The sequence below is a fragment of the Rheinheimera tangshanensis genome (assembly GCF_014645135.1).
Taxonomy (GTDB): Bacteria; Pseudomonadota; Gammaproteobacteria; order Enterobacterales; family Alteromonadaceae; genus Pararheinheimera; species Pararheinheimera tangshanensis.
Genome location: NZ_BMLH01000016.1, coordinates 1 through 16,423, shown reverse-complemented (window position 1 = coordinate 16,423; position 16,423 = coordinate 1). Strand labels below are relative to the sequence as shown.

Annotated in this window: 13 protein-coding genes and 1 tRNA gene; all 14 read right to left on the bottom strand. The window is 47.0% G+C overall.

Going from position 1 to position 16,423, the window contains the following annotated elements; all coding sequences use genetic code 11:
- Positions 1 to 888: elongation factor Tu (tuf, locus tag IEW88_RS18445; RefSeq protein WP_188713519.1), on the bottom strand; the 888-nt coding region annotated here is incomplete at its 3' end.
- A gap of 53 nt (positions 889 to 941) precedes the next feature.
- Positions 942 to 3,056 carry an elongation factor G gene (gene fusA / locus IEW88_RS18440; RefSeq protein WP_147905536.1) on the bottom strand — a complete coding sequence of 705 codons (2,115 nt, stop codon included), beginning with the start codon at positions 3,054 to 3,056 and terminating at the stop codon, positions 942 to 944.
- Between the two features lie 27 nt (positions 3,057 to 3,083).
- Positions 3,084 to 3,554: a 30S ribosomal protein S7 gene (gene rpsG, locus IEW88_RS18435; protein ID WP_046520306.1), complete on the bottom strand. Its 471-nt coding sequence runs from the start codon at positions 3,552 to 3,554 to the stop codon at positions 3,084 to 3,086.
- 82 nt (positions 3,555 to 3,636) lie between these two features.
- Complete coding sequence (locus IEW88_RS18430) at positions 3,637 to 3,942, bottom strand: 30S ribosomal protein S12 (protein ID WP_188713521.1); 306 nt, start codon at positions 3,940 to 3,942, stop codon at positions 3,637 to 3,639.
- A gap of 149 nt (positions 3,943 to 4,091) precedes the next feature.
- Positions 4,092 to 8,273 carry a DNA-directed RNA polymerase subunit beta' gene (gene rpoC, locus IEW88_RS18425; protein WP_053426130.1) on the bottom strand — a complete coding sequence of 1,394 codons (4,182 nt, stop codon included), beginning with the start codon at positions 8,271 to 8,273 and terminating at the stop codon, positions 4,092 to 4,094.
- Between the two features lie 79 nt (positions 8,274 to 8,352).
- Complete coding sequence (rpoB, locus tag IEW88_RS18420) at positions 8,353 to 12,378, bottom strand: DNA-directed RNA polymerase subunit beta (RefSeq protein ID WP_147905535.1); 4,026 nt, start codon at positions 12,376 to 12,378, stop codon at positions 8,353 to 8,355.
- A 176-nt stretch (positions 12,379 to 12,554) separates the two neighbouring features.
- On the bottom strand, positions 12,555 to 12,920 hold the full coding sequence (gene rplL / locus IEW88_RS18415) for a 50S ribosomal protein L7/L12 (protein WP_053426132.1): 366 nt from the start codon (positions 12,918 to 12,920) through the stop codon (positions 12,555 to 12,557).
- 75 nt (positions 12,921 to 12,995) lie between these two features.
- On the bottom strand, positions 12,996 to 13,481 hold the full coding sequence (rplJ, locus tag IEW88_RS18410) for a 50S ribosomal protein L10 (protein WP_053426133.1): 486 nt from the start codon (positions 13,479 to 13,481) through the stop codon (positions 12,996 to 12,998).
- A 309-nt stretch (positions 13,482 to 13,790) separates the two neighbouring features.
- Entirely contained in the window at positions 13,791 to 14,492 is a 702-nt protein-coding gene (gene rplA, locus IEW88_RS18405; protein WP_053426134.1) for a 50S ribosomal protein L1, read from the bottom strand.
- Between the two features lie 3 nt (positions 14,493 to 14,495).
- Complete coding sequence (rplK, locus tag IEW88_RS18400; protein WP_053426135.1) at positions 14,496 to 14,924, bottom strand: 50S ribosomal protein L11; 429 nt, start codon at positions 14,922 to 14,924, stop codon at positions 14,496 to 14,498.
- A gap of 123 nt (positions 14,925 to 15,047) precedes the next feature.
- Positions 15,048 to 15,575, bottom strand: coding sequence for a transcription termination/antitermination protein NusG (gene nusG / locus IEW88_RS18395; RefSeq protein ID WP_147905537.1), 528 nt, complete (start codon positions 15,573 to 15,575; stop codon positions 15,048 to 15,050).
- A 15-nt stretch (positions 15,576 to 15,590) separates the two neighbouring features.
- Positions 15,591 to 15,965, bottom strand: a complete 375-nt coding sequence (secE, locus tag IEW88_RS18390) for a preprotein translocase subunit SecE (protein ID WP_053426137.1) — start codon at positions 15,963 to 15,965, stop codon at positions 15,591 to 15,593.
- 81 nt (positions 15,966 to 16,046) lie between these two features.
- Positions 16,047 to 16,123, bottom strand: a tRNA-Trp gene (locus IEW88_RS18385).
- Positions 16,124 to 16,335: 212 nt separating this feature from the next.
- A partial coding sequence (locus tag IEW88_RS18380) for an EF-Tu C-terminal domain-related protein (RefSeq protein WP_188713520.1) occupies positions 16,336 to 16,423 on the bottom strand: 88 nt, incomplete at its 5' end.

Here is a 16,423-nt window from a genome sequence, read left to right as displayed (position 1 = left end):
TGGCTTCGCTAATACTTGACCACGTTCTACGTCTTCACGTTTAGTACCACGTAACAGAGCACCGATGTTCTCGCCTGCACGACCTTCGTCTAACAGTTTACGGAACATTTCAACACCAGTACAAGTAGTCGTCACTGTGTCTTTCAGACCAACGATTTCTACTGCTTCACCAACTTTGATGATACCTTGCTCTACACGGCCTGTTACTACAGTACCACGACCAGCAATTGAGAATACGTCTTCGATTGGCATGATGAATGGCTTATCAATCGCACGGACTGGCTCTGGGATGTAAGAATCTAATGCTGCTGCTAATTCCAGGATTTTTGGTTCCCACGTTGCATCGCCTTCCAAACCTTTTAACGCTGAACCACGGATTACCGGCAGGTCATCACCTGGGAAATCGTAGTCTGACAGAAGTTCACGTACTTCCATCTCTACCAGCTCTAACAGCTCTTCGTCGTCTACCATGTCACATTTGTTCATGAATACAACGATGAAAGGTACACCTACCTGACGAGATAACAGGATGTGCTCACGAGTCTGTGGCATTGGGCCGTCAGTTGCAGCAACAACCAGGATTGCGCCGTCCATCTGTGCAGCACCAGTGATCATGTTCTTCACATAGTCAGCGTGGCCTGGGCAGTCTACGTGAGCGTAGTGACGAGTTGGTGTGTCGTATTCAACGTGAGATGTGTTGATCGTGATACCACGAGCTTTCTCTTCTGGCGCTTTGTCGATTTGATCGAAAGCGAACGCCTGACCACCGTAGTGCTTAGCCAGTACGTTAGTGATAGCAGCAGTTAAAGTAGTTTTACCGTGGTCTACGTGACCGATGGTGCCCACGTTAACGTGCGGTTTATTACGTTCGAATTTAGCCTTAGCCATTTTAATTACCTTCTGTTAAATAGATCCAACTTAAAGTGGACCAAATTAAGTGATTAATCGTTACTACCAGTACTGCTACGAGCTGCAATAATTGCTTCAGTCACGTTATTTGGTGCTTCCATATACTTCAATGGTTCCATTGAATAAGAAGCACGGCCCTGGGTCAATGAACGCATGCTGGTTGCATAACCAAACATCTCGGACAAAGGAACCTGAGCGTCAACGATCTTGATACCACCAGGAGCATCTTCCATACCATTGATGATACCGCGACGACGGTTTAAGTCACCGACGATGTCACCCATGAAGTCTTCCGGTGTCACCACTTCAACTTTCATGATAGGTTCAAGGATCACTGGCTTAGCTTGCAGTGCGCCTTTTCTGAAGCCCATAGAGGCGGCAACTTTGAACGCCATTTCGTTTGAGTCCACATCGTGGTATGAACCATCGAATACGGTAACTTTCACGTCAATGACCGGGTAACCAGCAAGGATACCGTTTTTCATCTGTTCGATAATGCCTTTGTCGATAGCAGGAATGTATTCTTTTGGAATCACACCGCCAACAACAGCGTTAACGAACTCATAGCCTTTGCCTTCTTCCTGAGGTTCGAGTTTTAGCCAGCAATGACCAAATTGACCGCGACCACCAGATTGACGAACAAATTTACCTTCAACTTCAGTGCTGGCGCGAATAGTTTCGCGATAAGCGACCTGAGGTTTACCAACGTTAGCATCCACTTTGAATTCGCGTTTCATACGATCCACGATGATTTCCAAGTGCAGCTCACCCATACCAGAAATAATAGTCTGGCTGGTTTCTTCGTCGGTGTGAACACGGAATGATGGATCCTCAGCAGCAAGCTTGCTCAGAGCAACACCCATTTTTTCCTGGTCAGCTTTAGTTTTTGGTTCCACTGCAACTGAAATTACCGGTTCCGGGAACTCCATACGTTCCAGTGTAATGATGTGGTCAGGGTCACATAGGGTGTCACCTGTAGTCACATCTTTAAAACCTATACCGGCAGCAATATCACCTGCACGAACTTCTTTGATTTCCTGACGGTCATTGGCGTGCATCTGCACGATACGACCAATACGCTCTTTCTTTTGCTTCACAGGGTTATACACACTGTCACCAGAGTTAATCACGCCAGAGTAGCAACGGAAGAAGGTTAATGTGCCAACAAAAGGGTCAGTTGCGATTTTAAACGCAAGTGCCGCAAATGGCTCATTGTCATCAGAATGGCGAATGCCTTCTGATTCATCTTCGTTAATACCTTTAATCGCTTTCACTTCTGTTGGTGATGGTAAGTATTCAATCACAGCATCAAGCATCGCCTGAACGCCTTTGTTTTTGAATGCAGAACCACAAAGCACAAGCACAACTTCGTTAGCAAGAGTACGTTGACGCAAAGCTGCACGGATTTCGTCTTCAGTCAGCTCTTCGCCTTCTAAATAACGCTCCATCAACTCTTCATTGGCTTCAGCTGCTGCTTCTACCATGTTTGCACGCCACTCTTCACACTCAGCCAGCATATCCGCAGGAATATCTTCATACGTGAAGGTCATACCCTGGTCAGCTTCGTTCCAGTTGATGGCTTTCATTTTTAACAAGTCAACCACACCACGGAAGTTCTCTTCAGAACCAATAGGTAACTGAATAGGCACTATGGTGTGATTCAAACGGTCACGGGCTTGCTTTACAACACGCAGGAAGTTAGCGCCAGTGCGGTCCATCTTGTTCACAAAGATCAAACGTGGAACTTCATATTTATTTGCCTGACGCCATACTGTTTCGGTCTGAGGCTGAACGCCTGAAGACCCACAAAGTACGACAACAGCACCATCTAAGACACGCAGAGAACGTTCTACTTCAATAGTGAAGTCAACGTGCCCTGGTGTATCGATGATGTTTACACGATGTTGAGGGTACTGGCCCTGCATACCACGCCAAAAAGTCGTAGTAGCAGCAGACGTGATAGTGATACCACGTTCCTGCTCCTGTTCCATCCAATCCATCGTGGCGGCGCCGTCATGAACTTCACCGATCTTGTGAGACAAGCCGGTATAGAACAAAACTCGTTCAGTTGTCGTGGTTTTACCCGCGTCAACGTGAGCACAAATACCAATATTGCGGTAGAGCTCAATAGGAGTTGTACGTGCCACAATCGAATCCTCTTAAAAAGGCCTGTCTTACCAGCGGAAATGAGCAAACGCTTTGTTTGCTTCAGCCATACGGTGAACGTCTTCACGTTTCTTAACAGCAGAACCTTTATTCTCAACGGCATCCAGCATTTCACCAGCTAAACGCTGAGCCATTGATTTCTCGCCACGTTTACGGGCAGCTTCAACCAACCAACGCATAGCTAAAGCGTTACGACGAACCTGACGAACTTCACATGGAACCTGATAAGTAGAACCACCCACACGGCGTGATTTAACTTCTACAGTAGGACGAATGTTGTCTAATGCAACTTCGAACAGATCCAGTTCAGCTTTCTTAGATTTTGTCGCAGCGATGTCTAATGCGCCGTATACAATTGATTCAGCTGTAGATTTTTTACCGTCGATCATTACGACGTTTACGAACTTGGCAAGTAATTCACTTCCGAACTTAGGATCTGGAAGGATTTTACGTTGACCTATGACGCGTCTTCTTGGCATTCGAAACTCCGATTGCTTCAGGGGATTCCAAAACTTTTAATGAAAAAAGTTACTTAGTTTGGCCTTACTTAACGGAGTTAAGTTATTTGTTCTTCGGCCGTTTAGCGCCGTATTTAGAACGGCCTTGCTTACGATCTTTAACGCCTGCACAGTCTAAAGTGCCGCGTACGGTGTGATAACGCACACCTGGAAGGTCTTTTACCCGGCCGCCACGGATCAGAACAACACTGTGTTCCTGTAATAATGCAGAGTTAGGCTTCTTAGGTGTGGTGGTGTATACGCGGGTACAAACACCACGCTTCTGTGGGCAAGCTTCAAGCGCCGGAACGGTGCTCTTAGCGACCACCAGGCTGCGCGGCTTGCGCACTAGCTGGTTGATTGTTGCCATTAAATACTCCTGGTTAATAACTACCTATAAACGTGAAAATTCCGCACCCAGTTTTGGGGCTGCGGAATTCTACTGGTCAACCTTTGACCTGTCAAGGAACAAAAAGGGGTGGTCAGTTGCTGGCAACCACCCCAATCTGCGGCTCCGACTTATTCGTCGTTGCCTGACAAGTCCATATTCAGAGCATCAGTCAGAGCTTGTTCAGCACTTTCTGCACTCATCGCCGGTTCAGCGACTTCGCCATTGGCGATACGTTGACGCTGACGGATACGGTTTTGGTGATACGCAAAACCAGTACCTGCCGGGATCAAACGACCGACAATAACGTTTTCTTTCAGGCCACGCAGCTCGTCGAACTTTCCGCCCACTGCAGCTTCTGTTAATACGCGCGTAGTTTCCTGGAACGACGCCGCAGAAATGAAAGAGTCGGTCGACAGCGATGCTTTGGTGATACCAAGCAACGAGCGCTCGTACTTCGCAGGGATCTTGCCTGCAGCTTCCAGTTCAGCGTTTGCAATATTAACGCGTGACACTTCCGCCATTTCACCTTCTAAGAACTCACTGTCACCTGGGTGAATGATTAAACATTTACGCAGCATTTGACGAATGATGGTCTCGATGTGCTTGTCGTTAATTTTAACGCCTTGCAGACGGTATACATCCTGTACTTCGTTCACGATGTAACTGGCTACATGGTGAATACCACGTAAGCGCAGAATATCGTGTGGTGACTCTGGACCTTCGGAGATCACTTCACCTTTCTCGATACGTTCACCTTCGAACACGTTCACCTGACGCCATTTCGGGATCATCTCTTCATGAGAATCACCTTGCTCTGGTGTAATGATCAGACGACGTTTGCCTTTGGTTTCTTTACCGAAGCTAATAACACCTGAGATTTCCGCCAGGATGGCAGGATCTTTTGGCTTACGGGCTTCAAATAAGTCGGCAACGCGTGGCAGACCACCCGTGATGTCGCGTGTTTTCGAGCTTTCTTGAGGAATACGAGCTAATACAGCACCGGCTTTTACATTTGAACCATCAGCCACTTCAATAGTGGTGAAGCTCGGTAAGCGGATTTCCTGTAATGCACCGTCGTCCATTTCTAAAATTAACTTAGGTTCTTTCGCATTGGCCTTGGACAGGTCTTTCACCACGGTACGGGTTAAACCAGTCAGGTCGTCCTGCTGAACTTCAGTGTTGGTATCGTCCACATCGCTGTGTGATACCTTGGCACCACGTTCTACGATAATTGGGTGTGAGTGCGGATCCCAGCTTGCAACGATTTGGCCTGATGTGACCTTGGCGTTGTCATCTGTGGCTAACACAGAACCGTATGGCAGCTTGTAACGCTCTTTCTCACGACCTTGCTCGTCGAACACTGTGACTTCAGCTGAACGCGACGTGATAACAATTTTGTTGTCACTATTACGTACGAACTTAGCGTTGTGTAACTTCAGGATACCTGAGTTCTTCACTTGTACGCTGTTCTCAGCCGATGACCGTGACGCCGCACCACCGATGTGGAATGTACGCATCGTTAACTGTGTACCTGGCTCACCGATAGACTGAGCAGCGATAACGCCTACAGCTTCACCAGCGTTGATGATATGGCCACGGGCCAAATCACGACCGTAACACTTGGCACACACACCAAAGTTGGTCTGACAGGTAATTACAGAACGAACATAAACTTCGTCAATCGAGTGTTTTTCAATCGCATCACACAGCTTCTCGTCAAGCATGGTGCCGTCTTCAACCAGCACTTCGCCAGTTGCAGGAACCACCACGTCGCCGATCACAACACGACCTAATACGCGCTCACGCAGACCTTCTACAACGTCACCACCTTCAATCAGTGGCTTCATCATGATGCCTTCTGTTGAGCCACAGTCAGATTCAGTCACGACTAAATCCTGTGCAACGTCAACCAGACGACGAGTCAGGTAACCGGAGTTTGCTGTTTTTAACGCTGTATCCGCCAAACCTTTACGAGCACCGTGAGTAGAGATGAAGTACTGAAGTACGCTCAGACCTTCACGGAAGTTCGCTGTAATTGGCGTTTCGATGATTGAACCATCTGGTTTAGCCATCAGACCACGCATACCGGCTAACTGACGGATCTGAGCTGGAGAGCCCCGTGCGCCAGAGTCGGCCATCATATAAACAGAGTTAAATGACGGTTGAGTGACGGTGTTGCCATCGCGATCCACAACTGACTCTTTCGATAAGTTGTCCATCATCGCCTTAGATAAGGCTTCGTTGGCAGTTGACCAAATGTCGATGACTTTGTTGTACTTTTCACCGGCCGTTACTAAACCTTGTTGGAACTGGTCCTGGATCTCCGCCACTTCTGCTTCTGCAGCAGAAATGATATCAACCTTGGCTGCCGGGATGACCATATCGTCAATACCAACAGACACACCAGACAACATGGCGTAATGGAAACCTGTGTACATGATCTGGTCCGCTAAAATAACGGTGTTTTTCAGACCAATACGACGGTAAGAGCCGTTCAGTAAACGTGAAATCTGTTTCTTACCCATAGCCTGGTTGATTGAATCAAAGGCTAAGCCTTCCGGCATGATGGAGTACAGAATGGCACGGCCTACTGTAGTGTCGCGTACTGCTGTTACTGAAGAACGGGTACCGTCTTCGGCAATAGTCACTTCAGTGATACGTACTTTGACACGGGCGTGTAAGCTGGCAACACCGGCACGGAAAGCTTTTTCAGCTTCCTTGGCATGTTTAAAGATCATGCCTTCGCCTTTGGCGTTTACCGCATCACGCGTCATGTAATACAGACCCAATACAACGTCCTGTGAAGGAACGATGATTGGTTCACCGTTCGCTGGCGACAGAACGTTGTTTGTCGACATCATCAGCGCACGGGCTTCTAACTGAGCTTCAATGGTCAGAGGCACGTGAACGGCCATCTGGTCACCGTCGAAGTCGGCGTTGTATGCAGCACACACCAATGGGTGTAACTGGATAGCCTTACCTTCGATCAGTACAGGTTCGAATGCCTGAATACCTAAACGGTGCAATGTAGGAGCACGGTTTAACAGCACCGGATGTTCACGGATCACTTCGTCCAGAACGTCCCATACAGCGCCTTCTTCACGTTCAACCATCTTTTTAGCCGCTTTAATAGTAGTGGCTAAACCGCGGGCTTCTAACTTACCGTAGATGAAAGGCTTGAATAACTCTAAAGCCATTTTCTTTGGTAAACCGCACTGATGCAGACGTAAAGTAGGACCTACTGTGATTACAGAACGGCCTGAGTAGTCAACACGCTTACCTAACAAGTTCTGGCGGAAACGACCTTGTTTACCTTTGATCATATCGGCCAAAGATTTCAGAGGACGCTTGTTTGAACCCGTGATAGCGCGACCGCGACGACCGTTGTCTAACAACGCATCGACAGCTTCCTGCAACATACGCTTTTCGTTACGTACGATGATATCAGGAGCTGACAGGTCCAAAAGACGCTTCAGACGGTTGTTACGGTTGATCACACGGCGGTATAAATCGTTCAGATCAGAGGTAGCAAAACGGCCACCGTCCAATGGAACTAAAGGACGCAGATCCGGTGGCAGTACTGGCAGTACTGTCATGATCATCCACTCTGGTTTATTACCAGAAGTGTGGAATGCTTCCATCAGTTTCAGACGTTTGCTGATCTTCTTACGTTTGGTTTCAGAGTTGATGGTTGGCAACTCTTCACGCATTTGTTTGATCTCTGTTGCCAGATCGATGCCACGTAAAATGTCCAGAATTGCTTCTGCACCCATTTTGGCTTCGAACTCGTCGCCGTGCTCTTCCAGCACATCCAGATACTCTTCTTCAGTCAGCATCTGACGACGCTCTAAAGACGTCATGCCTGGTTCGGTCACAACATAAGATTCAAAATACAGTACACGTTCGATATCACGTAATGTCATATCTAACAGCAAACCGATACGGCTTGGCAGTGATTTCAGGAACCAAATGTGGGCTGTTGGGCTGGCCAGTTCAATGTGACCCATACGTTCACGACGTACTTTAGTCAGCGTAACTTCAACACCACATTTTTCACAGATCACACCACGGTGTTTTAAGCGTTTGTATTTACCACACAGACACTCGTAGTCTTTTACCGGGCCAAAAATCCGGGCACAAAACAAACCATCGCGCTCTGGCTTGAAGGTACGGTAGTTGATCGTCTCAGGCTTTTTCACTTCACCAAAAGACCATGAACGGATCATGTCTGGTGAAGAAAGGCCGATACGGATCACATCGAACTCTTCAGTTTTAGTTTGTTGTTTCAGAAACTTTAATAAGTCTTTCACCTTTGCTCTCCTGTAAGAGGTTAACCAGCAAGGGGCGGCGTGCCGCCCCGGACAATTCGATTAGTTTTGCTAACCGGGGTTATTCCTCTTCCAATTCGATGTTGATACCGAGTGAACGGATCTCTTTCATCAATACGTTGAAAGATTCTGGCATGCCTGGTTCCATGCGGTGGTCGCCATCCACGATGTTTTTATACATCTTGGTACGACCATTCACGTCATCAGACTTGACTGTTAACATCTCTTGCAGCGTGTATGCTGCGCCGTATGCTTCCAGAGCCCACACTTCCATCTCACCGAAACGCTGACCACCAAACTGAGCTTTACCGCCCAATGGTTGTTGGGTAACCAGACTGTACGAACCAGTAGAACGGGCGTGCATCTTGTCGTCTACCAAGTGGTTCAGTTTCAGCATGTACATGTAACCCACAGTCACCTTACGTTCGAAGGTATTGCCGGTACGACCATCGTACAATGTGATCTGACCGCTGGTCGGTAAGTCACCTAAAGTTAACAGCTCTTTGATTTCGCTCTCTTTAGCGCCATCAAACACTGGAGTAGCTACAGGTAAACCTTTACGCAGGTTTTCTGCTAAACGACGCACTTCATCATCGGTGAAGCTGGCGATATCAACTTCTTGACGTGATTCACCCAGTGCATAGACCTTTTTCAGGAACTCACGGATTTCCGCGACTTCTTTCTGGTCTTTGATCATGCCGTCAATCTTGTCACCTATACCACGGGCCGCTAAGCCTAAGTGAGTTTCAAGGATCTGACCGATGTTCATACGAGACGGTACACCCAGCGGGTTCAATACGATATCAACCGGCTGACCTTTTTCGTCATATGGCATGTCTTCAACAGGAACTATGGTAGAAACCACACCCTTGTTACCGTGACGACCGGCCATCTTGTCACCAGGCTGGATACGACGTTTCACAGCTAAGTACACTTTAACGATCTTCAGAACGCCTGGAGCTAAATCGTCACCCTGAACAATCTTGCGACGTTTGGCTTCGAATTTCTTATCGTATTCAATACGGATTTCTTCGTACTGAGCCGCTAATTGTTCCAGATCGTTTTGCTTATCTTCATCAGCCAGGCTGTAGCCTAACAGAGCATCACCACGTAAACCGTTCAGCTTAGTGCGGTCAACGCCTGTACTTTCAACCAGGTTGCGGGCACGTGAGAAGATACCTTCTTCAAGGATACGGAATTCTTCATTCAGGTCTTTCTTCGCCTGTTTGACTTCCATTTCTTCGATTTCACGGGCACGTTTGTCTTTTTCAACGCCATCACGGGTGAATACCTGAACGTCGATCACTGTACCAGTGACTGAGTTAGGCACACGTAATGAGCTGTCTTTTACGTCAGAAGCTTTTTCACCGAAGATAGCGCGTAACAGTTTTTCTTCCGGAGTCAGCTGGCTTTCACCTTTAGGTGTCACCTTACCCACCAGAATGTCGCCGCCTTTCACTTCAGCCCCGATGTAAACGATACCGGCTTCGTCCAGCTTAGATAAAGCAGACTCACCTACGTTTGGAATATCGGCAGTGATTTCTTCAGGCCCTAACTTGGTATCACGAGCGATACAACTCAGTTCCTGAATGTGAATAGTGGTTAAGCGATCTTCCTGTACTAAACGCTCGGATAACAAGATCGAATCTTCGAAGTTGTAACCGTTCCACGGCATGAATGCCACGCGTAAGTTTTGACCTAAAGCCAGTTCACCTAAATCCGTAGACGGACCGTCGGCCAGTACATCACCACGTTCAATCGGCTCACCATGGTTTACACATGGGCGCTGGTTGATACAGGTGTTCTGGTTAGAACGGGTGTATTTAGTCAGGTTGTAGATGTCGATACCGGCTTCACCAGCGACCATTTCTTCTTCGTGTACTTTAATTACGATACGGCTGGCGTCGACATAGTCAACAGTACCACCACGTTTCGCTACTACAGTTACACCAGAGTCTTTGGCTACAACACGTTCTACACCAGTACCTACTAACGGCTTATCAGCACGTAAGGTAGGAACGGCCTGACGTTGCATGTTTGAACCCATTAATGCACGGTTGGCGTCATCGTGTTCCAGGAACGGGATCAGAGCAGCAGCAACAGATACGATCTGCTGTGGTGCAACGTCCATATACTGAACCTTGTCGGCCGGCATTAAGGTGAATTCGTTTTTGTAACGGCACGGTACTAAATCTTCAACCAGACGGTTTTCTGCGCTTAACTCGGCGTTCGCCTGAGCGATAACAAAGTTACCTTCTTCAATCGCAGATAAGAAATCGACTTCGTCAGTCACAATACCATCTTCAATACGACGGTAAGGTGTTTCGAGGAAACCGTATTCGTTGGTCTGAGCAAACATAGACAGCGAGTTGATCAAACCGATGTTTGGACCTTCTGGCGTCTCGATTGGACAAACACGACCGTAGTGTGTTGGGTGAACGTCACGTACTTCGAAGCCTGCGCGCTCACGAGTCAAACCGCCCGGGCCTAACGCAGAAATACGACGTTTGTGCGTTACTTCTGACAGTGGGTTGTTCTGGTCCATAAACTGAGACAGTTGGCTTGAACCGAAGAACTCTTTCACCGCAGCAGAAATAGGCTTAGCGTTAATCAGATCCTGTGGCATCACAGCATCCAGATCACCTAAAGACAGGCGCTCTTTTACTGCACGTTCCACACGCACTAAACCAACACGGAATTGGTTTTCAGCCATTTCACCGACAGAACGGATACGTCTGTTACCTAAGTGGTCGATATCGTCCACTTCGCCTTTACCGTTACGAATGTCGATTAAGACTTTCATTACCGCCAGGATATCTTCTTTTGACAGAACGCCTGTGCCAGTGCCTTCTTCGAAATCAACACGACGGTTGAACTTCATCCGGCCTACAGTGGACAGGTCATAACGGTCTTCAGAGAAGAACAGATTTTCAAATAAAGTTTCAGCAGCTTCACGCGTTGGTGGCTCGCCTGGACGCATCATACGGTAGATTTCTACCAATGCTTCCATGCGGTTGCTGCTTGGATCGATCCGGATGGTTTCAGAAATATAAGAACCTTGGTCCAAATCGTTAATGTAAAGAGTTTCGAAAGTTTCGTAGCCCGCTTTGGCTAGTTTTGCTAACAGCTCCAGTGTGAGCTCTGCGTTCGCCTCGGCAATAATCTCTCCGGTTGAACGGTCAGCGTAATTTTTTGATAAAACGCGGCCTACTACATATTCATGAGGTACTTCCATCAGTGTCATGCCAGTTTTTTCTAACTGACGCACATGACGGGCAGTAATACGACGACCAGCTTCGACTATCACTTCGCCATCGTTGTCTTTGATATCAAAAGCAGCTGTTTCACCACGTAAGCGGTTTGCCACCACTTCCATCAACAGTTTGCCGTCTTTAATTTCAAAACGGGTGCTTTCGAAGAACGTACTTAAAATATCTTCAGTACTTAAGTTCAGCGCACGTAACAAAATAGTGGCTGGTAATTTACGGCGACGATCGATACGCACGAACAGGTTATCTTTGGCATCAAACTCAAAGTCTAACCATGAACCACGGTAAGGGATCACGCGAGCATTGTATAACACCTTGCCTGAGGAGTGCGTTTTGCCACGGTCGTGGTCAAAGAATACACCTGGGCTGCGGTGCAGCTGAGAAACGATAACACGTTCAGTACCATTGATCACAAAGGTGCCGTTTTCAGTCATCAATGGGATTTCGCCCATATAAACTTCTTGTTCACGGATATCTTTGATTGTACCAGGCACTTCTTTATCAAATAACACCATGCGCAGTTTGACACGCAGCGGAGCTGAGTAAGTCACACCACGAATTTGGCACTCTTTGACATCAAAAACCGGCTCACCAATGCGGTAGCTGACATATTGCAGCTCGGCACTGCCTGAGTAGCTTTTGATTGGAAATACAGAACGGAAAGCAGCTTCTAAGCCGTATCCACCTTCTGGATCGGGTTCGATAAATTTGCTGAACGACTCAATTTGAATCGACAACAGATATGGCACGTCCAAAACCAAAGGACGTTTGCCGAAGTCCTTACGGATACGTTTCTTTTCAGAATAAGAGTAAGTCATGGGGTTCCTCAGCTAGCTGATTTTTTACCCTACCTACCCTCGAGGGGCGGCTTGAATGTTACCGACATGGCAACATTAGGGTGGGGAAAATCAATGTCCCACAGCGCAAAAAGGCCGGTGGTTATTTCACCACCAGCCTAGCCTGAAATCAGGCGTATAATCTAGAAAAATCTAGATTATTTAACTTCAACAGTAGCACCAGCTTCTTCTAACTCTTTCTTCAGAGCGTCAGCTTCTGCTTTAGAAACTGCTTCTTTAATTGCAGCTGGAGCAGCTTCAACTAAATCTTTAGCTTCTTTCAGGCCTAAACCTGTTGCACCACGTACTGCTTTGATAACAGCAACTTTGTTCGCGCCAGCAGCAGCCAGAATTACGTTGAATTCTGTTTGTTCTTCAACAGCAGCAGCTGGACCAGCAGCAACTGCAACAGCAGCAGCAGCAGAAACGCCGAATTTTTCTTCCATAGCGCTAACTAATTCTACAACTTCCATAACAGACATTGCAGCGATAGCATCTAAGATTTGATCTTTAGTAACTGACATTGCTCAGATTCCTAAATTAAGGGGACGTATCCCGTATTAAACTTTAATTCTAAACAAAACGTAAAATTACGTTGCTTAGGCTTGTTTTTGGTCGCGAACTGCGGCGATGGTACGTACCAATTTGCCAGCTGCTGCTTCTTTCATAGTGCTCATTAAACGTGCGATAGCTTCGTTGCGCGTTGGCAATGATGCTAAAACGTCAATGCTTACTGTGGCGCCATTGAAGGCTGCGCCTTTCAGCTCAAACTTAGCATTGTCTTTCGCGAAATCTTTGAAGATACGCGCTGCAGCACCTGGGTGCTCTTTAGAGAATGCAATCAGTGTTGGGCCAACGAACGCGTTGCTTAAACACTCGAACTCGGTGCCTGATACTGCACGGCGTACTAACGTGTTACGGACAACTTTCATCCACACGCCAGCTTCACGGGCCTGCTTACGCAGTTCTGTGATTTTACCTACAGTAACACCACGAGCGTCTGCAACTACCGCAGATAAAGCACCTATGGCAGCTTCTTGAACTTCAGCAACGATCGCTTTTTTGTCATCAAGCTTAATAGCCATTGGCTCTTAACTCCTGGTTCATCCAGACGGTATTGTCTGGTTGCCTACACAACGTTAAAAAGTAAAAACTTACTGTTTAACGCGCGATTTACGGTGAGAGCCAGATTGATAGGAATCTTTCTGGGGCTAACACCGTCTGCGTAGGTTGTATTTTTAAGCCACGCCTTTTAAAAAAATTTGCGGCACCTACGGTCTTGGACGGAAGCCGGAGATTTTGTAAACAAAGTCCCGGCTTCTACCCGAATTTTTGAGCGCGAGATTATAAAATAACCACGCACTCCTGTAAAGCAGCTATTTCAGCGGGCTGAATTAGATTTTGGCGTCTAAAGAAGCCTGGTCTAAAACGATACCAGCGCCGTGCGTAGTAGAGATAGTTACTTTCTTGATGTAAGTACCTTTAGCTACTGATGGCTTAGCACGCTTTAATGCAACTAACAGAGACTCGATGTTCTCTTTCAGTTTGTCAGTGTCGAAGTTAACCTTACCGACTGTAGAATGGATGATACCATTCTTGTCGTTACGGTAACGAACCTGACCAGCTTTCGCGTTTTTCACTGCTTCAGCAACGTTTGGAGTCACTGTGCCAGTCTTAGGGTTAGGCATTAAACCACGTGGGCCTAAGATCTGACCTAACATACCAACAACACGCATTGCGTCTGGAGAAGCGATAACAACGTCAAAGTTCATCTCGCCTTTCTTAACTTGTTCAGCTAAGTCTTCCATACCCACGATGTCAGCGCCTGCAGCTTTAGCAGCTTCAGCGTTAGCACCCTGAGTGAACACAGCAACACGCACAGTGCGGCCGGTACCGTGAGGTAACACAGTAGCGCCACGAACGTTTTGATCTGACTTACGAGCGTCGATACCCAGGTTGATGGCAACATCAACGGACTCAACGAACTTGCCAGCTGTTAATTCTTTTAATAACGCAACTGCGTCATTGATCGCGTATTCACGAGTAGAATCTACTTTTGAACGGATTAATTTAGCACGCTTTGATAATTTAGCCATTGATTAACCCTCCACCACTAAGCCCATTGAACGGGCAGTACCAGCAATAGTGCTCAGTGCTGCTTCGTCGCTACCTGCTGTTAAATCAGCACGTTTGATCTTCACGATCTCTTCCAGCTGAGCAACAGTCACTTTACCCACTTTCTGGGTATTAGGACGGCCTGAACCACCTTTTAAACCAGCTGCTTTCAATAATAAGAAAGATGCAGGTGGGGTGCGGGTTTCAAATGTAAATGAGCGGTCGCTGTATACAGTGATCACTACTGGAATAGGCATGCCTTTTTCCAGTGACTCTGTACGGGCGTTGAAGCCTTTACAGAATTCCATGATGTTCACACCGTGTTGACCCAATGCTGGACCAACTGGTGGCGACGGGTTTGCCATACCAGCTTTAACTTGTAATTTTACAAGTGCCGTGACTTTCTTTGCCATGTTTCACCTCAATTTAGGGTCTCAGCCTCGTAAGTGCGAGGACACTTACTCAAACGGCTCCCCTGACGTTAAAAAAGGCCGCGATTATATTTTAATCAGCGGCCCGATACAAACTATTTCTGCTTAAGCTTTTTCGACCTGGCCAAATTCCAGTTCAACAGGAGTAGAACGACCGAAAATCAACACGGACACCTTCACGCGGCTTTTCTCGTAATCCACTTCTTCAACCACACCGTTAAAGTCAGCAAATGGACCTTCAGTCACACGTACCACTTCACCGGCTTCAAACAGAGTTTTAGGTTTCGGCTTATCAGCGTTATCCTGCAGACGGTTCAGAATAGTGTCAGCTTCTTTCTGGCTGATAGGCGCAGGACGGTCTGAAGTACCACCAATGAATCCTAATACACGTGGCACGCTTTTGACTAAGTGCCATGCTTCTTCACACATTTCCATCTGCACTAACACATAGCCAGGGAAAAATTTGCGTTCAGACTTGCGTTTCTGGCCAGCGCGCATTTCAACAACTTCTTCAGTTGGAACAAGCACTTCGCCAAACTTGTCTTCCATATTCTGGATCTTGATATGCTCACGCAATGAAGTCGCTACGCGCTGTTCAAAACCCGAAAAAGCCTGAACTACATACCAACGCATTTTTCCTGACATAACTTAGATCCCCAGACCTGTGATAAATGATACAAGGCTTAATAAAATTGAATCTAAGCCCCAAAGTAATAATGCAACAATCAAGGTTGCAACCATTACAATAATAGTGGTTTGCATGGTTTCCTGACGGGTTGGCCATACAACTTTGCGAACTTCAGTTCTGGCTTCTTTCGCAAACTCAATAAATGCAGCGCCTTTGTTAGTCTTGGCAGCAATAAAAGCGGCCAGGCCGACTAAAACCACTATGCTTGCAGCTTTTTCAACTGCAGAAAACTCATATATATAGTTCGCTGCGACCATCAGGGTCAGCAGAACTAAGACGCTCAGCCACTTGACTAAATCTAAGCCGCCTTTTGGGGTTTCACTCGTTGCATTCATGCTTTAACTCACTTTCCCATGGCTTGTTGTTACAAGCTACTACTTCGACTAACGTGTAAACACCTTAGCGCCTAATATAAGTGGCAGGGGCGGAGGGATTCGAACCCCCAACCATCGGTTTTGGAGACCGCTGTTCTACCAATTGGAACTACGCCCCTACAGAAAATTGTGCAAACTACTGAAGCAGTCCCACAAAAATAGCCGCTCATTATACTGTCTTAGACGACTAAAACAAGACAAGGATCGGACTTGAAACTATTTAATCAGGGTAAGCAGTGTTGAACTCAAGCCTGTCGTTGTTAATTTTCCGGCTTTAGCGAACAAAGCTATACAAAAAAGGCCCCGAAGGGCCTTTTCAAAGTTCTGACAATTAAGCCAGTACTTTAGATACTACACCAGCACCTACTGTGCGGCCACCTTCACGGATTGCGAAGCGTAAACCTTCGTCCATCGCGATT

Excerpts from the sequence above, each read along its gene's own strand:
- rplA (WP_053426134.1), bottom strand. The coding sequence starts at position 14,492 with ATGGCTAAATTATCAAAGCGTGCTAAATTAATCCGTTCAAAAGTAGAT.
- rplK (WP_053426135.1), bottom strand. The coding sequence starts at position 14,924 with ATGGCAAAGAAAGTCACGGCACTTGTAAAATTACAAGTTAAAGCTGGT.
- rplL (WP_053426132.1), bottom strand. The coding sequence starts at position 12,920 with ATGTCAGTTACTAAAGATCAAATCTTAGATGCTATCGCTGCAATGTCT.
- secE (WP_053426137.1), bottom strand. The coding sequence starts at position 15,965 with ATGAATGCAACGAGTGAAACCCCAAAAGGCGGCTTAGATTTAGTCAAG.
- rpoB (WP_147905535.1), bottom strand. The coding sequence starts at position 12,378 with ATGACTTACTCTTATTCTGAAAAGAAACGTATCCGTAAGGACTTCGGC.
- rpsG (WP_046520306.1), bottom strand. The coding sequence starts at position 3,554 with ATGCCAAGAAGACGCGTCATAGGTCAACGTAAAATCCTTCCAGATCCT.
- nusG (WP_147905537.1), bottom strand. The coding sequence starts at position 15,575 with ATGCGTTGGTATGTAGTTCAGGCTTTTTCGGGTTTTGAACAGCGCGTA.
- rplJ (WP_053426133.1), bottom strand. The coding sequence starts at position 13,481 with ATGGCTATTAAGCTTGATGACAAAAAAGCGATCGTTGCTGAAGTTCAA.
- IEW88_RS18430 (WP_188713521.1), bottom strand. The coding sequence starts at position 3,942 with ATGGCAACAATCAACCAGCTAGTGCGCAAGCCGCGCAGCCTGGTGGTC.